The 21,501-nt window shown below is 57.8% G+C and carries 18 protein-coding genes; 11 read left to right on the forward strand and 7 right to left on the reverse strand.

What is annotated here, in order from left to right:
* Window positions 1-118 precede the first annotated feature (118 nt).
* The gene (locus GNG29_RS10990) at window positions 119-1,816 is read left to right on the forward strand and encodes an NAD-dependent malic enzyme (RefSeq protein WP_103179618.1); all 1,698 of its coding nucleotides are present in this window, start codon (window positions 119-121) and stop codon (window positions 1,814-1,816) included.
* A gap of 52 nt (window positions 1,817-1,868) precedes the next feature.
* Here the strand turns inward: GNG29_RS10990 and GNG29_RS10995 are convergent, their stop codons facing one another.
* Window positions 1,869-3,071 carry an MFS transporter gene (locus tag GNG29_RS10995; protein ID WP_156654493.1) on the reverse strand — a complete coding sequence of 401 codons (1,203 nt, stop codon included), beginning with the start codon at window positions 3,069-3,071 and terminating at the stop codon, window positions 1,869-1,871.
* A gap of 349 nt (window positions 3,072-3,420) precedes the next feature.
* Between GNG29_RS10995 and GNG29_RS11000 the strand changes: the two genes are divergently transcribed.
* Window positions 3,421-5,130, forward strand: coding sequence for an ABC-F family ATP-binding cassette domain-containing protein (locus GNG29_RS11000; RefSeq protein ID WP_156654494.1), 1,710 nt, complete (start codon window positions 3,421-3,423; stop codon window positions 5,128-5,130).
* 36 nt (window positions 5,131-5,166) lie between these two features.
* On the opposite strand, the gene GNG29_RS11005 is transcribed toward GNG29_RS11000, so the two are convergent.
* Window positions 5,167-5,766 (reverse strand): inorganic diphosphatase, encoded by a 600-nt coding sequence (locus tag GNG29_RS11005; RefSeq protein WP_156654495.1) that lies wholly within the window; start codon window positions 5,764-5,766, stop codon window positions 5,167-5,169.
* A gap of 267 nt (window positions 5,767-6,033) precedes the next feature.
* Here GNG29_RS11005 and adhP point away from each other — a divergent pair, with 267 nt between their 5' ends.
* The 3 genes from adhP to GNG29_RS11020 all read left to right on the forward strand — a co-directional run bounded on the left by adhP (window position 6,034) and on the right by GNG29_RS11020 (window position 8,554).
* Window positions 6,034-7,044 carry an alcohol dehydrogenase AdhP gene (gene adhP, locus GNG29_RS11010; protein ID WP_156654496.1) on the forward strand — a complete coding sequence of 337 codons (1,011 nt, stop codon included), beginning with the start codon at window positions 6,034-6,036 and terminating at the stop codon, window positions 7,042-7,044.
* Window positions 7,045-7,286: 242 nt separating this feature from the next.
* Window positions 7,287-7,880: a TetR/AcrR family transcriptional regulator gene (locus tag GNG29_RS11015; RefSeq protein ID WP_156654497.1), complete on the forward strand. Its 594-nt coding sequence runs from the start codon at window positions 7,287-7,289 to the stop codon at window positions 7,878-7,880.
* A 74-nt stretch (window positions 7,881-7,954) separates the two neighbouring features.
* Window positions 7,955-8,554, forward strand: coding sequence for an NAD(P)H-dependent oxidoreductase (locus GNG29_RS11020; RefSeq protein WP_156654498.1), 600 nt, complete (start codon window positions 7,955-7,957; stop codon window positions 8,552-8,554).
* 108 nt (window positions 8,555-8,662) lie between these two features.
* Here GNG29_RS11020 and araJ read toward each other — a convergent pair whose 3' ends face one another.
* A complete protein-coding gene (gene araJ, locus GNG29_RS11025) occupies window positions 8,663-9,838 on the reverse strand; it encodes an MFS transporter AraJ (RefSeq protein WP_156654499.1) in 1,176 nt (391 codons plus the stop codon).
* Between the two features lie 200 nt (window positions 9,839-10,038).
* On the opposite strand from araJ, the gene ppk2 reads away from it, so the two are divergent.
* Window positions 10,039-10,857, forward strand: a complete 819-nt coding sequence (gene ppk2 / locus GNG29_RS11030) for a polyphosphate kinase 2 (protein WP_156654500.1) — start codon at window positions 10,039-10,041, stop codon at window positions 10,855-10,857.
* A gap of 242 nt (window positions 10,858-11,099) precedes the next feature.
* Here the strand turns inward: ppk2 and fdnI are convergent, their stop codons facing one another.
* From fdnI to fdnG, 3 genes are read right to left on the reverse strand one after another with little or no spacing between them, the layout of a single operon-like run.
* Window positions 11,100-11,756: a formate dehydrogenase-N subunit gamma gene (fdnI, locus tag GNG29_RS11035; RefSeq protein WP_103179627.1), complete on the reverse strand. Its 657-nt coding sequence runs from the start codon at window positions 11,754-11,756 to the stop codon at window positions 11,100-11,102.
* A complete protein-coding gene (gene fdxH / locus GNG29_RS11040) occupies window positions 11,749-12,633 on the reverse strand; it encodes a formate dehydrogenase subunit beta (RefSeq protein WP_156654501.1) in 885 nt (294 codons plus the stop codon). The genes fdnI and fdxH overlap by 8 nt, the downstream gene beginning before the upstream one ends.
* 11 nt (window positions 12,634-12,644) lie before the next feature.
* Window positions 12,645-15,692: a formate dehydrogenase-N subunit alpha gene (gene fdnG, locus GNG29_RS11045; protein ID WP_156654502.1), complete on the reverse strand. Its 3,048-nt coding sequence runs from the start codon at window positions 15,690-15,692 to the stop codon at window positions 12,645-12,647.
* Between the two features lie 221 nt (window positions 15,693-15,913).
* On the opposite strand from fdnG, the gene yddG reads away from it, so the two are divergent.
* Window positions 15,914-16,801 carry an aromatic amino acid DMT transporter YddG gene (gene yddG / locus GNG29_RS11050; RefSeq protein ID WP_103179630.1) on the forward strand — a complete coding sequence of 296 codons (888 nt, stop codon included), beginning with the start codon at window positions 15,914-15,916 and terminating at the stop codon, window positions 16,799-16,801.
* 42 nt (window positions 16,802-16,843) lie between these two features.
* On the opposite strand, the gene GNG29_RS11055 is transcribed toward yddG, so the two are convergent.
* Entirely contained in the window at window positions 16,844-17,776 is a 933-nt protein-coding gene (locus GNG29_RS11055; RefSeq protein WP_156654503.1) for a LysR substrate-binding domain-containing protein, read from the reverse strand.
* A 171-nt stretch (window positions 17,777-17,947) separates the two neighbouring features.
* Between GNG29_RS11055 and GNG29_RS11060 the strand changes: the two genes are divergently transcribed.
* Genes GNG29_RS11060 through GNG29_RS11075 form a run of 4 tightly spaced genes read left to right on the forward strand, consistent with a single transcriptional unit; the run spans window position 17,948 to window position 21,490 of the window.
* Complete coding sequence (locus GNG29_RS11060; RefSeq protein WP_103179632.1) at window positions 17,948-18,898, forward strand: branched-chain amino acid ABC transporter permease; 951 nt, start codon at window positions 17,948-17,950, stop codon at window positions 18,896-18,898.
* A 9-nt stretch (window positions 18,899-18,907) separates the two neighbouring features.
* Window positions 18,908-20,014 carry a branched-chain amino acid ABC transporter permease gene (locus tag GNG29_RS11065; protein ID WP_103179633.1) on the forward strand — a complete coding sequence of 369 codons (1,107 nt, stop codon included), beginning with the start codon at window positions 18,908-18,910 and terminating at the stop codon, window positions 20,012-20,014.
* Window positions 20,011-20,778 (forward strand): ABC transporter ATP-binding protein, encoded by a 768-nt coding sequence (locus GNG29_RS11070; RefSeq protein WP_103179634.1) that lies wholly within the window; start codon window positions 20,011-20,013, stop codon window positions 20,776-20,778. Before GNG29_RS11065 ends, GNG29_RS11070 begins: the two co-directional genes overlap by 4 nt.
* Entirely contained in the window at window positions 20,771-21,490 is a 720-nt protein-coding gene (locus tag GNG29_RS11075; RefSeq protein WP_156654504.1) for an ABC transporter ATP-binding protein, read from the forward strand. The genes GNG29_RS11070 and GNG29_RS11075 overlap by 8 nt, the downstream gene beginning before the upstream one ends.
* Window positions 21,491-21,501 lie beyond the last annotated feature (11 nt).

Genomic DNA, 21,501 nt, shown 5'->3' on the forward strand with positions numbered 1-21,501 from the left:
TGCAGTTTTTAACATTCACCTCCTCTATACTATGCGCCTGACATCCCCTGCGGGCACGACAGCGACAATGATCAACACCAGTGCCAGGGACGGATTTCCAAAAAATTAAGTGAGTAACATGGACAACAAAGCCAAAAAAAATCGCTCCCTCTATATTCCTTACGCCGGTCCGGTACTGCTGGAGTTTCCCCTCCTGAACAAGGGCAGCGCCTTCAGCATGGAAGAGCGCAGCAACTTCAACCTGCTGGGCCTGCTGCCGGAAGTGGTCGAAACCATTGAAGAACAGGCCGAACGCGCGTGGATCCAGTACCAGGGATTCAAAACCGAGATCGATAAACATATCTACCTGCGCAATATCCAGGACACCAACGAAACCCTCTTCTACCGCCTGGTGCAAAACCATCTCGACGAGATGATGCCGGTGATCTACACCCCAACCGTCGGCGCCGCCTGCGAACGTTTCTCGGAAATCTATCGCCGCTCACGGGGCGTGTTTATCTCCTATCAGAACCGTCACAACATGGATGACATTCTGCAGAACGTCTCCAACCATAACATCAAAGTGATCGTCGTAACCGACGGGGAACGTATTCTGGGACTCGGCGATCAGGGGATCGGCGGAATGGGCATTCCGATCGGTAAGCTGTCGCTCTACACCGCCTGCGGCGGCATCAGCCCGGCATACACCCTGCCAGTGGTACTGGATGTAGGTACCAATAACCAGCAGCTGCTCAACGATCCGCTCTATATGGGCTGGCGCCACCCGCGCATCACCGACGACGAGTACTATCAGTTCGTGGATGATTTCATCCAGGCGGTAAAACACCGCTGGCCGGACGTACTGCTTCAATTTGAAGATTTCGCCCAGAAAAACGCCATGCCGCTGCTGAATCGCTATCGCGACGAAATCTGCTCCTTTAATGATGATATTCAGGGCACCGCAGCGGTAACGGTCGGTACGCTGATTGCGGCCAGCCGCGCGGCGGGCAATCAGCTCAGCTACCAGAAAATCGTCTTCCTCGGCGCCGGTTCCGCCGGGTGCGGCATCGCCGAGCAGATCATCGCCCAGACCCAGCGCGAAGGGCTCAGCGAAGAGCTGGCGCGTTCCCGCGTCTTTATGGTCGACCGCTTCGGCCTGCTGACCGACGCCATGCCGAACCTGTTGCCGTTCCAGACCAAGCTGGTGCAAAAGCGCGAGAACCTCAAAAACTGGGATACCGATAACGAAGTGCTTTCACTGCTGGATGTGGTCCGCAACGTGAAGCCGGACATTCTGATCGGCGTTTCCGGCCAGACCGGGCTCTTCACGGAAGAGATCATCCGCGAGATGCATAAATACTGCGCCCGCCCAATCGTGATGCCGCTGTCGAACCCGACCTCGCGCGTGGAAGCCACCCCGCAGGACATCATCGCCTGGACCGAAGGCAATGCGCTGGTCGCCACCGGCAGCCCGTTTGCGCCAGTGGTCTGGAAGGACAAAATCTACCCCATCGCCCAGTGCAACAACTCCTATATCTTCCCGGGGATTGGCCTTGGCGTTATCGCCTCGGGTGCCTCGCGCATCACCGATGAGATGCTGATGTCCGCCAGCGAAACCCTGGCGAAGCACTCTCCGCTGGTCAATAACGGTGAAGGGCTGGTTCTGCCGGAACTGAAGGATATTCACGTGGTGTCGAAAGCGATCGCTTTTGCGGTGGGTAAGATGGCGCAGCAGCAAGGGGTGGCGGTGAAAACCTCTGCTGACGCCCTGCAGCAGGCGATTGACGAGAACTTCTGGAAGCCGGAATACCGCAGCTACCGTCGGACTTCGATCTAACCTCCTGCATCGCCGGGCGGCGCTTACGCTTGCCCGGCGAACCGACCGCACCTTACCTGCCCCGCGTCACCCACCAGAACACCAGCGCCAGCAGGCTGACCATCGCCCCCAGCAAACAGACCCCCTGCCAGCCCAGATGAGCCCAGGTAAAAGTGGTGCCAATCGCCCCCAGCCCGCTGCCGACGGCGTAAAACAGCATATAGAGGCCAACCAGCCGACTGTGCGCCTCTGGCCGGGTGCGAAAGATCAGGCTCTGATTGGTGACATGCAATGCCTGACCGCCCAGATCGAGCAACACGATGCCGATCACCAGCGCCCACAGCGACACCTCCATCAGCGACAGCGGCCACCAGGCAAGCAGCAGCGCCAGAAGCGCCATCGCGCTGGTGCGTTGCGCCAGTCCCCGGTCGGCCCACTGCCCGGCCCGCGCTGCGGCAAGGGCACCAATTACCCCAACCAGCCCAAACGCGCCTACGGCGGTATGGGAGAAATTAAAGGGTGGCGCGCTCAGGGGCAATACCAACGCGCTCCAGAAAATGTTGAACGCTGCAAACATCAGCAGCGCCAGAATGCCCCTGACCTGTAAGACCTTTTCCTGACGAAGCAGCGTCACCATTGAGGCGAGCAGACGCGGATAGCTGAGCGTACCGCTAACCGCGGGTGTGGCAGGTAGCCCTCGCAGCAGGGGGATCGCAAGCATTAGCATCAGGCCCGCTGCGCAGAAATAGACCCCGCGCCAGCCCGCGAGATCACTCACGCTCCCGGCGAAAACCCTCGCCAGCAGTAAACCAATAAACACTCCGCCCTGCGCCGCCCCCACCACACGCCCCTGCTCGTGAGACGCAGCCGCATTCGCCGCATAAGCGATCAACCCCTGGGTCATCGCCGTACCGAGCAGGCCGACAGCCAGCATCGCCGTCAGCAGCACAGGCGCGGATTGTGCCATCCCCACCGCCACCAGCACGGCCACCAGTGCCAGAAGCTGGATCATCATCAATCGACGGCGATCCATCCCGTCGCCCAACGGCACCAGAAAGAGCAGCGCCAGCGCACAACCGGCCTGGGTAGCAGTGACAACGCCGCCGACCGCCGCCTGGCTGATAGCAAAATCCTGCGCCAGCGCATCCAGCAGCGGTTGCGCGAAATAGACATTCGCCACGCTCATTCCGCTGGCGATCGCGAAGAGCCATACCAGGCTACGCGACAGACCCGCAGGTTTCGCCTCCCCTGTCGATAACGCCATTTCCACTTTCATGCTCTCACATCCTCTCAATTGGTTTTAAAGTAAAACCAAATAAAGGCTAGATGATGTGGTTTTAAAATGCAACCAACTAACATTCCTTGCTGAAAGACACCTTCCCCGCTACACTCGCTTCATCCATCAACCCACTGAATAAAAAGGAGGCTAATTATGCTGTGCAATGAAATCTTTGATATTTCATTCCACCTTGGTGATCGCACCTGCTCAAGCGTTATCGGTTTCGTGCTGCGATAACTTCGGCTTGAGCGAAGACACCTAAGACATCCCTTCTCTCGGGCTTACCGGGTTATCGTCAGCGTTGATTGACGAGGCATTTCCATGCCTGTAACTCTTGAGTAAGCAAATGAGCACATTACTGACTGCACTTTCTCTTCGTGTTGATACCGCCTTTGACACGCTGTTTAACGACCTCACCTTTAGCCTGAAAAAAGGCGACCGCATTGGTCTGCTGGGCGATAACGGCTGCGGCAAAAGTACCCTGCTGAAGATCCTCGATGGCACCGAAACGCCGCTTTCCGGCACGGTGGCGCTGGCCGGCCACTGCCTGATGGCGCGGGTGGAACAGCATCTTCCGGAGACGATCTATCCGTTAACCATGCTGGATGCGGTGCTGGCGCAGCTGCCGGTAGCCGAGCGTGAAAGCCTGCGCTGGCAGGCAGAAACGCTGCTGGCGAGCATGAGCTTTACCCCGGACGATATGGCGTTGCCCTCGGCGACCCTCAGCGGCGGCCAGCATACCCGTCTGCTGCTGGCGCGGGCGCTGATTAGCGAGCCGGATCTGCTCCTGCTCGATGAACCCAGCAACCACCTGGATCTGCCTACGCTGCTGTGGCTGGAACAGTTCCTCCAGCGCTGGTCCGGCAGCTTTGTGCTGGTGTCTCACGACAGACAGCTCCTGGATGCCGTTACCAACGGCAGTTGGATCCTGCGCGACAAAACGCTGCACTACTTCGCCCTTCCCTGCACCCGCGCGCGTCAGGCGCTGGCAGAGAAAGACGAGAGCGACGCCCTGCGCCATAAAGCGGAACAAAAGGAGATCGACCGGGTCACCGCCAGCGCGAAACGGCTGGCGACCTGGGGCAAGGTCTACGACAACGAAGATCTGGCTCGCAAAGCCAAACAGATGGAGCGCCAGGTAGAGCGGCTGAAGGAGAGCCAGACGGCGCTGACCTCGGGCAGCCCCTGGACCTTAACCCTGCGCGGCGATGCCCTGCGGGCCGACCGTCTGCTGGAGATCGACAGGCTGGGTGTGGCGCCTGCTCCAGGGCTGCCGACGCTCTTCTCGGTAGAAAACGTCCGCTTAAAAAGCGGCGATCGGGTCGCCATTGTCGGGCGTAACGGCTGCGGTAAATCCTCGTTAATGCGGCTTATCTGGCAGCAGATTATCGCCAGTGCAAGCCACGCCGGATTGACTATCCATCCGCGCGTGACGCTGGGCTATTACGACCAGACCCTGCATCAGCTGGCGGATGACGCCACGCTGATTGATGCTCTGGAGCCCTTCGCACCGAACATCCAGGATCGCAAAATGGCGCTGATCTCCGCCGGGTTCGCCTGGGCGCGCCACGGGCAAAAGGTCAGCACCCTCAGCGGCGGAGAGCGTTCGCGCCTGCTCTTTATTGGCCTGACGCTGGCCCGCTTCAGTCTGCTGATGCTTGATGAGCCAACCAACCATCTGGATATGGAAGGCAAAGAGGCGCTGGCGGAGACGCTACAACAGTTTGAAGGCGGCGTGCTGCTGGTCAGCCACGATCGGCAGTTAATCAGTCAGAGCTGTAACCGTTTCTGGCTGATTGAAAAGGGCAAACTCAGCGAATGGCACGATGCCGACGCGGTGTTTGCCCGGCTGCGTGAGGAGAGCGGATTACAAGCCCAACCGGTTCCCGCTACCCTGTCCGTCAGCCAGGCTGAACCCGCTGACGATCTGTTGGAGCGGCTGATCACGCTGGAAAGACTGCTGGAAGAAGATCGGCTGCGTAAGCCTAAACATCAGAAGCCGCAGCTTCAGGCGCAGTGGCTGGAGGAGATTGCCGCGCTGACGGCGCAGCTGTAGGAGATCGCCCGGCGGGTAGCCGCCGCCGGGCAATTTTTACTTCGGCTGACGGGTTTTCCAGGCATCCCATGCCTGTTTGATCTCCTGCTTCGCGGTGGCGGCATCGTTAAAGCCGTTCAGTTCCACCGTCTTGCGCCCTTCCGGCAACTGCTTGTAGACGCGGAAGAACGACTCCAGGCGCTGCTGCTCAATCTTCGGCAGATCGCTCAACTCTTTGATGTCGTCATAGGTCGGGTCAATTTTGCTGGCTGGCACCGCCACAATTTTATCGTCTTTCTCGCCGCCATCGATCATCTTCAGCACGCCAATGGCGCGGAGTTTAATCAGGGTGCCCGGGGCCATCGGCGCGCGGGTGTAGAAAATCACATCCAGCGGATCGCCATCCCCCGCCAGCGACTGGGTCAGCGAGCCGTAGTTTGCCGGGTAAGCCACCGGCATCGACTGGAAACGGTCGGCGATGATAAAGCCGGTTTTGGCGTCGGTTTCATACTTAATGATCCCGCCCGCCGGAATTTCGGTGACGGCGTAGAACTCTTCCGGGTTGTTGTCAGGCTGAGGGAATTCGAGGATGTTTTGCGCCTGTACGGAAGCGGACAAAAGAACGCTCACTGCGAGAAGTTTTTTTACCAGATGCATCGTCTTTTTAACTCTTCGGTTATTGAGAAGACAACACCTTACGGTCTGGTTATGTCAGAAACATTACACATTTACTGCAGAAATAATAACCGCTCTTTTATTATGCCCATTACTCATTTTGCGCGACCCGGGCCGCACAAAATCAATTAAATTATTACATTATGTTGCTATGGCCTTGTCACAATCATTAAATAACCTAATCCTTAATGGGTATTTCGTTCTGTCGAACCTGCCCCGCAGATCCGCAATATGAAAATGGAGAAACATATGAAAGCTGCTGTCGTGGCCAAAGACCATCAGGTAGAAGTGACCGAGAAAACCCTGCGCCCGCTGAAATATGGGGAAGCGCTGCTGAAGATGGACTGCTGCGGCGTCTGCCATACCGATCTTCACGTCAAAAACGGCGATTTTGGGGATAAAACCGGGGTGATCCTCGGGCATGAAGGCATTGGTGTGGTACAAGAGATTGGCCCGGGCGTCACCTCGCTCAAACCGGGCGATCGCGCAAGTGTGGCGTGGTTTTTCGAAGGCTGTGGCCACTGCGAATACTGTAACTCCGGTAACGAAACCCTGTGCCGAAACGTGAAGAACGCCGGTTACTCTGTAGACGGTGGGATGGCGGAAGAGTGCATCGTCACCGCCGATTATGCGGTAAAAGTGCCGGACGGCCTGGACTCCGCCGCCGCCAGCAGTATCACCTGCGCCGGGGTAACCACCTATAAAGCGGTAAAAGTCTCTGAGATTAAGCCTGGCCAGTGGATCGCTATCTATGGCCTCGGCGGGCTGGGGAACCTTGCGCTGCAGTACGCCAAAAATGTGTTCAACGCCAAAGTGATTGCGGTTGATATCAATGATGAACAGCTGAAACTGGCCGAGAGCATGGGCGCCGATCTGGCGGTTAACTCCCGCACGGAGGATGCCGCGAAATTCATCCAGGAAAAAACCGGCGGCGCCCACGCTGCGGTGGTAACGGCGGTGGCGAAAGTGGCCTTTAACTCGGCGGTAGATGCCGTTCGTGCCGGTGGTCGCGTGGTGGCCGTTGGCCTGCCGCCGGAGTCAATGAGCCTTGATATTCCACGTCTGGTACTGGATGGCATTCAGGTGGTGGGCTCGCTGGTGGGCACCCGTCAGGATCTGACCGAAGCCTTCCAGTTCGCCGCCGAAGGCAAAGTGGTGCCGAAAGTGGCGCTGCGTCCGCTGGGGGATATCAACGCCATCTTTAAAGAGATGGAGCAAGGCCAGATCCGTGGCCGTATGGTGATTGATTTCCGTTCATAACTCTCGCATGCCCGGCGGCGCTTCGCTTGCCGGGCCTACGGCCACAACACCCCGCTATCCACTTCTGCACCGTAATATGAAACATATCCTGCCGCCGCGGTCCTCGCGAGCGTTAACCGTTTGATGTTAACCCAGGGAACCATTTGGTATGGAGCAACGAGACGGCGATATTATTGCAAAGCATACAGCCTCGCGAATAAACCGTGTAAACTACCTTTAGTAGGCACTGGCGCGAGGACAATATGGTCGTTAAACGGTTAAGAAAAGAGGATCGACGGGTACAGTTGCTGGAAGTGGCACGTGGGATCGTGCGTCAGCAAGGCACCGAGGCACTGACGCTGGGCTATCTGGCCGAGCGGGCAAACGTCACCAAGCCCATTCCCTACGATCACTTCGGCGATCGTGAAGGGTTGTTGATGGCGCTGTATCAGGATTACAGCGATCGGCAGTTAAAAAAATTCCGTGAAACGCTGAATGTCGATAATAAAACCCTGGAAAACACCGTCCGTTTTTTCAGTGCCGCCTATATTGATTGCGCCATCAGCGCCGGGCCAGAGACAGGCCCTATCGCTGCTGCCCTGTCCGGCTCCCGGGCGCTGCTGACATTTCGGGAAGCCTGCGTTGCCGAATGTGCAGACTGCCTGCGCATGGCGCTCTCCCCCTATATCACCCTGAAAGGGGTGCAGGGTGAAGCGGCGCTAACGGCCATTATCGGTGCGGCGGAGGCGCTTAGTACCGCCGCGAGCAACGGGGCACTGGCCCGTAACGTCGCAGAAGATATGCTCTGCGGCGCGATGTTTGGCGTACTGAACACCTGTGCCGACAGCACAAAATGAGTGGTGTTGCCGGATTGACATGTAAGTTACCAATAGTAAGATAAGTGACAGGTTAACTGCGTGCTGAGGTGGTTATGTCTGTAACACATGTCATAGATAATGCGCTGATCGTGACGGCTCATCCTGTCGAAAATTCGTTATCCCACACACTGGCGGCGCGAATTGCTGCCCGCTTACGTGAACAAGGTACGCAGGTCGAGATTGCCGATCTCCACGCTGAAGCCTTTACACCGGCAATGCTGCGTCCCGATCTTGCGCTGTATCACCGGGAGACCAGCGCCCCGCCTGCCGATATCCGGCGTGAACAACTGCGCGTGGAGCGGGCAGATATGCTGGTGTTTGTCTTCCCGATCTACTGGTGGTCCGTTCCGGGTCTGCTGAAAGGCTGGTTTGATCGGGTACTCACCCTGAACTGGGCGTACAAGGTGGCGGAAGATGGTCGGATTGTGGGTAACTTACGCGATGTACCGGTACGCCTTGTCGCGACGGCGGGCAGCGATCTCAAGGGCTTTGATAAACACGGCTATTCGACGGCGATACGAACCCAGTTGGTTGAAGGCGTTTTCGGTTTTTGCGGCCTGAAGGATGTCACGCTGGATATTCTTTACGAGGCAGACACTGCCTCGTCAGAGCAGGTTGAAGATTTCCTGAAAAACCTCGAAAGCGTGATGTGAATGCTTTTTGCCGGGTGGCGCTTCGCTTCCCCGGCCTACAAAAGCCAGACCGGGGAAAACGTAGGCCCGTGCAAGCGCAGCGCCGCCGGGCATCTGCGCGCACGTTGCTTAGGCTATCGCCTGTGCGTTAGCCTCTCCCCGCCGCGATTTCAGACGGCCATAAATCAATAGCGACGACATGGCGCAGAATGAAAGCAGCGCCGCCGGTAATGTGACGTAACTCCAGCTATAGCCCAGGGTAATCATCATCCCGCCAAAGTAAGCCCCAATGGCGCTACCGAGATTAAACGCCACCTGCCCGCCTGCCGCACCGAGCATCTCCCCGCCCTGCGCATTCTGCAGAAGGAGGATCTGCAACGGTGCCGACAACGCAAACAGCCCGGCACAGCAGATAAAGCCCATCACCAGCGAGGCCGCAGGGAATGCACCGAAGGCAAACAGCAGCAGCAGGGAGAGAACAATGACCAGATCGGTGAAGGCTGCAATCCGCAGCGGGCTGTAGCGCCCGGACAGTTTGCCGCTAAAGAGATTCCCCAGCACCATGCCGAGCCCCATCAGCATCATGATCGCGGTCATGACCCCTTCGGAAAAGCCCGACACGTTGATCATGAACGGCTTAACGAAGCTGAACCAGGCGAAGACCCCAGCGTTGCCGAACATGGTGGCGGCAAAGATAAACCAGGGCTCCGGCTTTTTCAGAAAGAGAAACTGCTCCCGTAGACGGGTCTGCGTCTTATCGAACGTTTGCGGCACCCACAGGGCGACAGAGAGCAGCACCAGCAGATTGAATGCAGCGATCAGAAAGAAGGTATAGCGCCAGCTGAACTGGTGCCCAAGCCAGGTGCCAAGCGGTACGCCGGCAAGATTGGCGACCGTCATCCCGGCAATCATCCCCGCTACCGCCAGCGTCACTTTGCCCGGGGGCGCAATGCGGGAGAGAAGAATGGTGCCGACGCCGAAGAACGCACCGTGTGGAAAGCCGGAGACCAGCCGTCCGATCGCCAGCATGGTGTATGAGCTGGAGAAAGTAAAAATCGCATTGCCGATCAGACAGAGTGTTACCAGAAACAACAGAATGGTTTTAAGCGAAAACTTGCTGGAAAAGAGCGCGATAATCGGCGCGCCAATCACTACCCCGAAGGCATAAAATGAGATCATATTCCCGGCAGAGGGAATGGTAATGCCCACATCACGCGCCAGCTCGGTTAATACACCCATAATTCCAAATTCGGCCATCCCCAGACCGAACGTGCCAAGCGCTAACGAAAACACCGTCTTTTTCATACCACAGCCACTTGTTAAAAAATTGCGACAGACATTATTGAACAATCTTGTATGGTGAGCCAGTTCAAATCGCGCCGCTGGCAGCTTCATCCATTATTTCGGGTGGGGTGTGAATATTTTCCACCAATCCCCCTGTCGGTGATTACACTTCAAAGTGTTATGTCACTCCGTCCCGGCAGAATCCCTGAAAGGAACGCATCATGGCAGATAAAAAGAAAAGCAAACCCGTTGCGACTAACACGCCTCCCGTCCCCCTTAAACGCAAGGAGTATGAAAAAGAGCTGCATCGCCTGCATGAGGAGCTGGTAACGCTTCAGCGCTGGGTGGTGAGTAAGGGCCTGAAGGTGTGCGTCGTCTTTGAAGGCCGCGACGGCGCCGGCAAAGGGGGCACGATCAAAGCTCTGACAGAGCGCGTCAGCCCGCGCGTATTCCGGGTGGTGGCGCTGCCCGCCCCGACGGAAAAAGAGAAAAGCCAGCTCTACTTCCAGCGCTACGTCCCGCATCTGCCCTCGGCGGGGGAAATCGTGATTTTCGACCGCAGCTGGTACAACCGCGCGGGGGTGGAACGGGTAATGGGGTTCTGTACGGAAGAGCAGGTAGAGAAATTCCTCGACGGTGCGCCCATCATTGAAAAAGCGATGGTCGATGCGGGCATTATTCTCATTAAATACTGGCTGGAAGTGACGCCAAAAGAGCAGGAGCGTCGTCTGCGCGACCGCATTAACGACGGGCGGAAAACCTGGAAGCTCTCCCCAATGGACATTAAATCCTTCACCCGCTGGGATGATTACACCGAAGCGCGCGATGCGATGTTCGCCGCCACCGACACCGCCTGGGCCCCGTGGTTTGTCGCCCGCTCCGAAGATAAAAAGCGCGTGCGGCTGAATATTATCTCGCATCTGCTGTCGCAGATTCCCTATAAAGATATTCCAGAAGAACCGGTGAAATTACCGAAACGAAAAATTGGCAAAATTAAGCCGACCGCTTATCCGTTCCGTTATATTAAAGAGAAGTTCTGAGTATCGGCCTCCCGGTTATTTATCGGGAGAGTGCCATTTAACTATTACCAGGCGAAGCGATATTGTCTTTATTTTTCGGGATGGATATGACATTGCCCGTAAAGAAGAACTAACTCATGGAAACAAGTATTAAGGAAAAGAACGCCGGTAAGGAGCATTAAACCCGCTCCGAAACACCGTCCGGAGCGGGGTTCTTCCCCGTAGGCCCGCGCAAGCGCAGCGCCGCCGGGCAACAGAGCACCTTACTTCATCCCTTCACTCACATCTTTTTGCGCTTCCATACGCTCCACATCCCGATACCAGCGAGGATGGTGTTTCTGCGCCCAGCGGCGACTCACCTTCCCTTCGATCATCCCTTTAATCGAGCCTTTAACCCAGAACGCCATATACATATGGATCAGAATGGCGTGGATCAAAATAATGGCCGAGGTCGCATGGATCAGCAGGCTATAGCGCACCACCTGCATCGGGAAATACTGGGCAAAGTACGGACGCCAGATAATGACGCCGGTCACCAGCAGCACAAAAATCATGCTCATGATGGTCCAGAACATCATCTTCTGCCCGGCGTTGTATTTACCCACTCGCGCGACTTTATGCTCGTTGCCCTTCAGCACCTCAACAATACCCTTCAGCCAGGGAATATCCTGCTTGTCCGGGATGTTGTGATGCACAAAACGCACGAACATAAACATCAGCGCCACGAAAATCAGCACCCCGAAGAACGGATGCAGAATACGGCCCATCTGCGGGGTGCCAAAGGTCTCCGTCAGCCATTGCAGCGTGGGGAAGAAGAACGAAATTCCCGACAATGACACCAGGAAGAAACAGATCACCACCGTCCAGTGACAGGCGCGGTCGACAAACTTCGTGCGCACAATCATTTTCGATTTAGTCATGATGTTCCTCCTCATCGTCATCCACCTCTTTATTCGGCCCGATACCCACGTAGTGATAAATCAACCCGGCAAAGGTGGCGATAAAGCCCGCCGCAGAGAGCGGCTTCAGCGCCCCTTTCCACAGATTGATGGAGGTATCGATCGCCGGGTCCTTCGGCAGGTTGTGATACAGCTCCGGCTGGTCGAGATGGTGCAGAACATACATCACGTGCGTCCCGCCCACCCCTTGCGGGTTGTAAATGCCCGCGTTGGGATAGCCGCGCGCTTTCAGCTTATCGACCCGCTGCTGTGCCACCTCCAGCATCTCCTTCTTGGTGCCAAAGTGGATGGCCCCGGTCGGACAGGTCTTCACGCAGGCGGGCTCCTGGCCGACGCTGACGCGATCCACGCACAGGGTGCATTTGTAGACCCGGTTATCCTCTTTATTGAGGCGCGGCACGTTGAACGGACACCCGGCGATACAGTATCCGCAGCCGATGCAGTTCTCTTGCTGAAAATCGACGATACCGTTGGCGTACTGAATGATCGCCCCGGCAGACGGACAGGCCTTCAGACAGCCCGGATCCTCGCAGTGCATACAGCCGTCTTTACGGATCAGCCACTCCAGCTTGCCGTTCTGATCGGTTTCGCTAAAGCGCATCACCGTCCAGGATTTGGCGCTCAGATCCGCCGGGTTATCGTAAACCCCAACGCAATGCCCTACCTCGTCGCGGATATCGTTCCACTCGGAACAGGCCACCTGGCAGGCTTTGCAGCCCACGCAGGAGGAGACATCGATAAGCTTTGCCACTTCCGCTTTGTAATCCCGCGCACGAGGCGCGGGGGTAAAGCCGTTAGTGGCGGAGCGTTTGATGACGTCTTGTGTTTCCATCGACATTTATTCGCTCCTTATGCTTTCTCGATGTTGACCAGGAACGCCTTGTACTCTGGCGTTTGCGAGTTGGAATCCCCCACCGATGGCGTCAGGGTGTTGGCGATATAGCCTTTCTGCGCCACCCCTTCAAAGCCCCAGTGCAGCGGAATACCCACGGTTTCCACCTGCTGACCGTGAACGTTCAGGGCCTGCAGACGACGGGTGACCACCGCCACGGCGCGAATGAACCCGCGCTGGCTGCTGACCTTAACGCGATCGCCGTTGGCAATCCCTTTGGCCTTCGCCAGGGTTTCGCTGATCTCCACAAACTGCTCCGGCTGGGCGATGGCGTTCAGTCGCGCATGCTTGGTCCAGGTGTGGAAATGCTCGGTCAGGCGATAGGTTGTGCCGACGTACGGGAACTTGTCTTTCTTGCCCATGCGCACAACATCTTCCTGATAGACACGCACCACCGGACTGGAGACCACGTTCGGGTGCAGCGGGTTGGTGCCGAGCGGCGTTTCCATCGGTTCGTAGTGTTCCGGGAATGGCCCTTCCGCCAGCTTGTCGATGGCAAACAGACGTCCCAGCCCCTCCGGCTGCATGATAAACGGCCCGGTGTTGCTGCCCGGCGCGGCGGTGTTGAAGTCCGGAATATCGTTCCCGGTCCACTTCGTGCCGTTCCACTGGATCAGCATCCGTTTTGGATCCCACGGCTTGCCGTTAATGTCCGCCGAGGCGCGGTTATAGAGCACGCGACGGTTAAGCGGCCACGCCCAGGCCCAGCCCAGCGTATTGCCAAGGCCCGACGGATCGGCGTTATCGCGGTTAGCCATCTGGTTGCCCTGCTCGGTCCAGCTGCCGGTATAGATCCAGCACGACGATGCCGTGGTGCCGTCATCACGTAGATGAGCAAAGCTGCTCAGCAGCTGGCCTTTCTTCGCAATCAGCACGCCATTGGCATCATAGAGATCCGCCAGTGCAACGCCGTTGTTCTCTTTCGCCACCTCTTCCGATTCCGGGTGATCCGGCTGTTTGTAGTGCCAGTTCATCCGCAGCAGCGGCTCAACGCCCTTCCCGCCTTCGGTGCGGTACATCTCACGCAGGCGATGGTAAATCCCGGCCAGAATTTCACCGTCGTTACGCGCTTCACCCGGCGCATCCTGCCCCTTCCAGTGCCACTGTAACCAGCGCCCGGAGTTGGCGATGGAGCCGTCTTCTTCTGCAAAACAGGTAGACGGCAGGCGGAACACCTCGGTCTGAATCGACGCGGTATCCACATCGTTCATCTCGCCGTGGTTCTGCCAGAAGTTAGAGGTCTCGGTCACCAGCGGATCGATCACCACCATGTACTTCAGCTTGCTGAGGCTGGCGACAATCTTGTTTTTGTCCGGGAACGACGCCACCGGGTTGAAGCCCTGGCAGATGTACCCCGTGACGTCGCCCTTCGCCATCATGTTGAAATACTTGATGACGTCGTAAGCCTGGTCCCATTTTGGCAGCCAGTTAAAGCCCCAGTCGTTCTCCTCCTGCGCCGCATCGCCGTAGAACGATTTCATCAGGCTGACGAAGAACTTCGGATAGTTGCTCCAGTAGTTCACCTGGTCCGGCAGGGTCGCTTTTGGGGTGTTCGCCGTCAGATAGGTTTGCAGATCGGTCTGTTTTTCCGACGGCAGGGTCAGATAACCCGGCAGACTGGTGGAGAGCAGCCCCAGATCGGTGAGCCCCTGAATGTTAGAGTGACCGCGTAATGCGTTTACGCCGCCTCCGGCCATGCCCATGTTGCCGAGCAGCAGCTGGATCATCGCCATGGTACGGATGTTCTGCGCCCCGACGGTATGCTGCGTCCAGCCCAGCGCGTAGAGGAATGTGGTGGTTCTGTCCGCGGCACTGGTGGAGGCCAGCACTTCACACACTTTCAGGAAGTCCGCTTTCGGCGTACCGCAGATGTTCTCCACCACCTCCGGCGTATAGCGGGAGACGTGCTGCTTCAGCAGGTTCCACACGCAGCGCGGATCGGTCAGGGTTTCATCGCGCTTCGCATAGCCGTTTTCATCGAACTGATAGTTCCAGGAGGATTTGTCGTACTGGCGTTTTTCGGCGTCATAGCCGCTGAACAGCCCGTCTTCAAAGGCAAAGTCTTCCCGCACCAGCAGATTAGCGTTGGTGTAGTGCTTAACGTACTCGGCGTTAATTTTGTTGTTTTCGATCAGGTACAGCAGCACGCCGGAGAGGAACGTAATGTCCGTACCGGAGCGGATCGGCGCATAGATATCGGCCACCGATGCCGTCCGCGTAAAGCGCGGATCGACGACGATCAGCGTCGCATCGTTGTTATTTTTCGCTTCCATCGCCCAGCGGAAACCCACCGGATGGGCTTCGGCGGCGTTACCGCCCATCACCACCACGACGTTAGCGTTTTTGATATCAACCCAGTGGTTGGTCATCGCACCGCGACCAAATGTTGGAGCAAGACTTGCTACCGTTGGTCCGTGTCAGACGCGCGCCTGGTTGTCTACCGCCAGCATGCCGAGTGAGCGCACAAATTTTTGCGTCAGCATGCCGGTTTCATTGCTCGCCGCCGAGGCGCAGAGCATCCCGGTGGAGAGCCAGCGGTTGACCGTTACACCCTGTTCGTTCGTCTCAACGAAGTTGGCGTCGCGGTCGGCTTTCATCAATTTTGCAATGCGGGTGAAAGCCTCATCCCAGGAGATGCGCTGCCATTTATTGGAGCCCGGCGCGCGGTATTCCGGGTAACGCAGACGGTTGTCGCTGTGAACATAGTCCAGCAGACCTGCCCCTTTCGGGCAGAGTGCCCCGCGGCTGACCGGATGATCCGCATCGCCTTCAATATGATAAATCGACGCTTTAGCGTTCTTCGCGCCATCACCCAGGCTATACATCAATAGCCCGCATCCCACGGAGCAGTATGTGCAGGTGTTGCGGATCTCTTTGGCGCGCAGCAACTTATAGTTGCGCGCCTGAGCCAGCGCCATTTTGGGGGCAAACCCCAGAGCGGCTACTGTTGTCCCGGCCATACCGCCCGCGCAGATTTTAAAAAACTGTCTGCGACTGACGTCCATCGTTGTCCTCGTTAGATCATTGAGAAATCCGGCAGAAAACTAACAGCAAAGCCCCTGTTTTTTTTGCGGCAAATCAATATCGCCGATCTTCGCCCTCTTAATAGTCAGCGCTGGCGGCTTTTGCTAATGCTAAAGGGTTACTTCGGCACAGATAAATTCGCGGAAGGTACTGAAACAGTGCTATAAATTTGCCCCTTAAATTGATAGCCGGTGGAAATGCGATGGAGAGAAAAAAAGCCACCCTGGTCGGTCTGGCCGCGATCGTGCTCTGGAGCACGATGGTGGGTCTGATTAGGGGCGTTAGCGAGGGATTAGGTCCGGTTGGGGGCGCGGCGGCAATCTATACGCTAAGCGGTTTACTCTGTCTGGTAACGGTGGGTTTCCCCAGGCTGCGACGTTTCTCGCCCCGCTATCTCATTGCCGGCAGCGTACTGTTTGTCAGCTATGAAATCTGTCTTGCCCTCTCGTTAGGCTATGCCGCCACTCGCCACCAGGCGATTGAGGTGGGGATGGTGAATTATCTCTGGCCGAGCCTGACCATTCTGTTCGCCATCCTGTTCAACGGCCAGAAAACCACCCTATGGGTGATCCCGGGCCTGATCATCGCCCTGCTGGGGGTAAGCTGGGTATTAGGCGGCGAAAATGGGCTGAACCCAACGGATATCGCCCGTAACATCACCTCCAACCCGCTAAGTTACGGCCTGGCGTTCGTTGGCGCTTTCATCTGGGCAGCCTACTGCACCGTGACCAGTAAATACGCCAACGGCCAGAACGGGATCACCCTGTTTGTATTGCTCACCGCCCTGACCCTGTGGCTGAAATATGCTTTCAGCCCGCAGCCGGAGATGGTGTTTAGCGTGCCGGTGGTGATCAAACTTTTGATGTGCGGCGTGGCGCTGGGGTTTGGCTACGCGTCGTGGAATATCGGTATCTTGCACGGCAACGTAACGCTGCTGGCGGCAGCATCCTATTTCACCCCGGTACTGTCAGCGGCACTGGCAGCGGTGCTGCTGAATGCGCCGCTGTCGTTCAGCTTCTGGCAGGGAGCGATGATGGTGTGCGCCGGATCGCTATTGTGCTGGTACGCCACCCGGGCACGTAGGGAGTGAGTTTTGTAGGCCGGGTAAGGCGAAGCCGCCACCCGGCGAAGACTATTCCTGCCCAGCCGCCCGCCGCAACCAGCTCTGCAACAACTTCCCGTCCTGACTCATCTCTCCATCCTGACGCACGCACAGGTAGTAATCCCGGCCATCGTCGATAGGGAGATCGAAGATCTTCACCAGCTCACCGCTCTCCAGATAGGGCGCAATCAACGGTTCGCGCATCAACGCGCAGCCCAGCCCTGCCTGCACGCCCGCCAGGGTTAACAGCCCGTCTTCAAACATCGGGCCACTGCGCCGCAGCGGGCGTTTCACCCCCTGCTGGATAAACCACTGCTGCCAGGTGGCGCGCTCTTCATCATGCAACAGCGGCATCTGTAATAGCTGTTCGGGAGTATCAACATGCCCGTGAAGGCGCAAAAATGCCCGGCTACAGACTGGCACCATCTGCCCGGAGATCAGCTTTTCACTCTGGTAGCCCGCCCACTGGCCGTTGCCGAAGCGGATGGACATATCCGACGCGTCACTCAGGTAGTTGCGGTGGTTGGCGTAGACCACGTTGATCTCGGTCTGTGGGTTAGCGCGCATAAACCCGGGCAGACGCGGGATAAACCACCCCATGCCGAAAAGCGGGATCAGGCTGATGGTCACCTGGCGGGTCTGCACCTGCTCCAGCAGATGCCCGGTGGCCTGGCGCAGCACGTTAAAGGCCGCGCGGATGGAACGGTAATAATCCCGCCCCTGCTGGCTCAGGATCAGCCCGCGCCCATGACGCTCGGTGAGCGGCATCTGTAAGTATCCTTCCAGCACTTTCAGCTGGTGACTCACCGCCGAGGGCGATATGTCCAGCTCCTGAGCCGCCTGCGTCACGCTTCCCAGCCGCGCTATCGCCTCGAAGGCCCGCACCGCCCGCAGCGGCGGATCGTTCGCCAGTCGGCTCTCGGCAAAGGCCGACAACGCCAGGGATTGTTCTGTTTTATTCATATATTGATCTGTTATGGATAATCCGGTTAATCAGCCATTTATCATCATCATTAAAATCAATCAGATAAAGCAAGCTCCAAAAATCATAAGAAAGAATATATGTGTATTTCACAATTTAATTCAATTATTAGATGTTAGCCGCTGAAAAGAGCAATTTGTCGGGTAACAACGTTGGACACACTCATACAACAACTGATCAACGGCGTGATGCTGGGCAGCATCTACGCGCTGATCGCGCTGGGCTATACCATGGTGTATGGCATTTTGCGCATTATTAACTTCGCCCATGGCGATATTTTGATGGTCGGCGCGCTGACCACTCTGTCGGCGCTGAATCTCCTGACTGGCTATTTCCCCGCCATGCCGCAGCTGTTACAGCTCGGCTTTGCGCTGCTGATCGCCATGACGGTCTGCGCCCTGCTGGCGATGTCCGTTGAGCGCTTTGCCTACCGCCGCCTGCGAAATGCGCCGCGGCTGGCACCGCTGATCTCCGGGATTGGCGTATCGGTGCTGCTGCAAACCGTGGCGATGATTATCTGGTCGCGTAATCCGCTGATGTTCCCGCAGATCCTGCCGATGGACCCGATTGCTATCACGGCGGGCAGCGAGGCGCATCCCCCGGCGATTGTCACGGTCACCGGCATCGTCACCGTGGCGCTGGCACTGATCGTCATGACCGGCCTGTGGCTGCTGGTGGAGTATACCCGCCTTGGCCGGGGTATGCGGGCGGTGGCTGAAAACCCACGCGTCGCCACCCTGATGGGCGTTAATCCGAACGCCATCATCACTCTGACCTTTGCCATCGGCGGCGTTTTTGCCGCACTCGCCGGGGTGATGATGGCCAGCAATTACGGCAACGCCAGCTTCTCGATGGGCTTCCTGCCCGGCATTAAAGCCTTTACCGCGGCGGTGCTCGGCGGCATCGGCAACATTCGCGGGGCGATGATTGGCGGGATCCTGCTCGGGATTATCGAAGCGCTGGGCGCCGGTTATCTCGGCGAACTGACTCACGGCGTGTTCGGCAGTAACTACCAGGACGTATTCGCCTTTATCGTTCTGATTCTGGTGCTGGTCTTCCGTCCGGCTGGTCTGTTGGGCGAGCGCGTGGCGCACAGGGCGTAAGGAGAAATCATGACTGCCATTGAAATCAAAACCCCGGCGGCCAGCGGTAAATTCTGGTCCGGCATGACCCTCTTCGTGCTTGCCCTCCTGCTTGCGCCGGTTGTGGCTACCCAGCTGGGCGGCAACTACTGGGTGCGGGTGATCGACTTCGCCCTGCTCTACATCATGCTGGCGCTGGGGCTGAATATCGTTGTCGGCTACACCGGCCTGCTGGATATGGGCTTTATCGCCTTCTATGCCGTTGGCGCCTATCTGGCGGCGCTTATGGCGTCACCGCATCTCGCAGACGTGTTCCCGATCCTGAACCTCTGGTTCCCGCACGGGCTGCACACCTCGTACCTGCTGATTATCCCGATTGCAGCGCTGGTCGCGGCGGTATGCGGCATTCTGCTGGGTGCCCCGACGCTGAAGCTGCGCGGGGATTACCTGGCGATTGTGACCCTCGGCTTCGGGGAGATCATCCGCATTCTGATGCGTAACCTCGACCGCCCGGTGAACATCACCAACGGCGCAAAAGGCATTACCGGCGTTGACACCCTCAACCTGTTCGGCCTGAAGTTCAGCGGCGTTTACCACTGGTTCGGCGTCAAAGTGCCCGCCCTGTGGCTCTGGTACTACCTGCTGATGCTGGTGATTGTCGGGATCATTTTTGTCTGCCTTCGCCTGCAACACTCACGTATTGGCCGGGCGTGGCACGCTATCCGTGAAGACGAAGATGTCGCCCGGGCAATGGGTATCAACGTGCGCAACTTTAAGCTGCTGGCCTTTGCCATGGGTGCCTCCTTTGGCGGTGTGGCCGGAGCGCTGTTCGGCGCCTTCCAGGGCTTTGTCTCGCCGGAATCCTTCACCCTGCAGGAGTCCATAGCCGTACTGGCGATGGTGGTGCTGGGTGGGATGGGCCATATCCCGGGGGTGATCCTCGGCGCGGTACTGCTCACCGCCCTGCCGGAGCTGCTGCGCAGCCAGGCGGCCCCGGTGCAGCAGGCGCTGTTTGGTTCGGTACTGATTGATCCGGAGATCCTGCGTCAGCTGTTTTACGGCCTGGCGCTGGTGCTGGTGATGCTTGTTCGCCCGTCGGGCATCTGGCCGAAGCGCCACAAGGAGGTAAAAGCATGAGCCTGTTAACCGTGCGCAATATGTCCAAACGCTTTGGCGGCCTTACCGCCGTGGATAACGTCTCGCTGTCGATTAATAAGGGCGAGATCTACGGCCTGATTGGCCCCAACGGCGCGGGAAAAACCACCTGCTTTAACCTCATCACCGGCCTGTATCCCGCTGACAGCGGTGAGTTCGCCATTGCCGATAAGCCCTACTTCCCGAACCAGATCGAAAAGGTAACTGCCGCGGGCATCGCCCGTACCTTCCAGAACGTGCGTCTGTTTAACGAGATGTCGGTGCTGGAGAACGTGATGGTGGGTCGCCACGTGCGCACCCACAACGGACTCTGGGCGGCGTTGAGCCGTCACAAACGCGCCCGGGCAGAAGAAGCTCAGACCCTCGAGCAGGCCTGGCACTGGCTGGCCTACACCGGCATTGCGAAGTTTGCCCACTACCGCGCCTGCGATCTGGCTTACGGCCATCAGCGGCGGCTGGAGATAGCTCGCGCGCTGGCGACCGATCCGCTGCTGCTGGCGCTGGATGAACCCGCCGCCGGGATGAACGCGGCGGAAAAAGTGGCGCTGGGTGAGCTGCTGACCCGTATTCGTGACGACGGCAAAACCCTGCTAATGATTGAACACGACGTCAAGCTGGTGATGGGGATTTGCGATCGGCTCACGGTGCTGGATTACGGCAAAACGCTGGCCAGCGGTACCCCTGACAGCGTGCGTCGCGACCCGGCGGTGATCGCCGCCTGGCTTGGAGGCAATGCCCATGTCTGAATTACTGAAAGTGGAACGTCTGGACGTGCATTACGGTGGTATCCAGGCAGTACGGGATGTCTCCTTTAGCCTGGGTGAAGGCGAACAGGCCACGCTCATTGGGGCTAACGGCGCAGGCAAAAGTTCCACCGTGCGGGCCATCACCGGACTGGAGCGTTTTGGCGGTAACATCGAATTTAATGGCAAACCGATCCGCAAACAGAAAGCCGAAGCGCTGCTGCGCGACGGGCTGGTGATGGTCCCGGAAGGCCGGGGCATCTTCGCCCGTATGACGGTGCTGGAAAACCTGCAGATGGGCGCCTGGCTCCGCCGTGACACTGTCACCGTCCGGCAGGAGATGAACGCGATTTTCGAACGTTTCCCGCGTCTGGGCGAACGCCAGCACCAGCTGGCCGGACTGCTCTCAGGCGGGGAACAGCAGCTCTTAGCCCTGAACCGCGCCCTGCTCAGCCGCCCGCGCCTGCTGATCCTCGACGAACCCTCGATGGGCCTGGCGCCCAAAATGGTCGAGAACATTTTCGCCGTCATCGCCGGACTGCGCGAGCGCGGCGTGGCGTTGTTGCTGATCGAGCAAAACGCCCGGCTGGCGCTGGAGGTGACCGATCAGGCCTGGGTGATGGACAGCGGCAGCATCGTTCATCACGGCGAGTCCAGGGCGATGCTCGACGACGACCAGATTGCACAGATTTATTTGGGCGAAATGCCCGCTTAACACACCAACCA

It is taken from the genome of Leclercia sp. Colony189, assembly GCF_009740165.1.
In the GTDB taxonomy this organism is placed as follows: Bacteria; Pseudomonadota; Gammaproteobacteria; order Enterobacterales; family Enterobacteriaceae; genus Enterobacter.

What these genes read in the sequence shown, in the direction of transcription:
- fdxH (WP_156654501.1), bottom strand. Translation starts at nt 12,633, where the DNA reads ATGTCGATGGAAACACAAGACGTCATCAAACGCTCCGCCACTAACGGC.
- GNG29_RS11075 (WP_156654504.1), top strand. Translation starts at nt 20,771, where the DNA reads ATGTCTGAATTACTGAAAGTGGAACGTCTGGACGTGCATTACGGTGGT.
- GNG29_RS10990 (WP_103179618.1), top strand. Translation starts at nt 119, where the DNA reads ATGGACAACAAAGCCAAAAAAAATCGCTCCCTCTATATTCCTTACGCC.
- fdnI (WP_103179627.1), bottom strand. Translation starts at nt 11,756, where the DNA reads ATGACTAAATCGAAAATGATTGTGCGCACGAAGTTTGTCGACCGCGCC.
- GNG29_RS11070 (WP_103179634.1), top strand. Translation starts at nt 20,011, where the DNA reads ATGAGCCTGTTAACCGTGCGCAATATGTCCAAACGCTTTGGCGGCCTT.
- yddG (WP_103179630.1), top strand. Translation starts at nt 15,914, where the DNA reads ATGGAGAGAAAAAAAGCCACCCTGGTCGGTCTGGCCGCGATCGTGCTC.
- adhP (WP_156654496.1), top strand. Translation starts at nt 6,034, where the DNA reads ATGAAAGCTGCTGTCGTGGCCAAAGACCATCAGGTAGAAGTGACCGAG.
- GNG29_RS11005 (WP_156654495.1), bottom strand. Translation starts at nt 5,766, where the DNA reads ATGCATCTGGTAAAAAAACTTCTCGCAGTGAGCGTTCTTTTGTCCGCT.
- GNG29_RS11065 (WP_103179633.1), top strand. Translation starts at nt 18,908, where the DNA reads ATGACTGCCATTGAAATCAAAACCCCGGCGGCCAGCGGTAAATTCTGG.
- GNG29_RS11055 (WP_156654503.1), bottom strand. Translation starts at nt 17,776, where the DNA reads ATGAATAAAACAGAACAATCCCTGGCGTTGTCGGCCTTTGCCGAGAGC.
- araJ (WP_156654499.1), bottom strand. Translation starts at nt 9,838, where the DNA reads ATGAAAAAGACGGTGTTTTCGTTAGCGCTTGGCACGTTCGGTCTGGGG.
- ppk2 (WP_156654500.1), top strand. Translation starts at nt 10,039, where the DNA reads ATGGCAGATAAAAAGAAAAGCAAACCCGTTGCGACTAACACGCCTCCC.
- GNG29_RS11020 (WP_156654498.1), top strand. Translation starts at nt 7,955, where the DNA reads ATGTCTGTAACACATGTCATAGATAATGCGCTGATCGTGACGGCTCAT.
- GNG29_RS10995 (WP_156654493.1), bottom strand. Translation starts at nt 3,071, where the DNA reads ATGAAAGTGGAAATGGCGTTATCGACAGGGGAGGCGAAACCTGCGGGT.
- GNG29_RS11015 (WP_156654497.1), top strand. Translation starts at nt 7,287, where the DNA reads ATGGTCGTTAAACGGTTAAGAAAAGAGGATCGACGGGTACAGTTGCTG.
- GNG29_RS11000 (WP_156654494.1), top strand. Translation starts at nt 3,421, where the DNA reads ATGAGCACATTACTGACTGCACTTTCTCTTCGTGTTGATACCGCCTTT.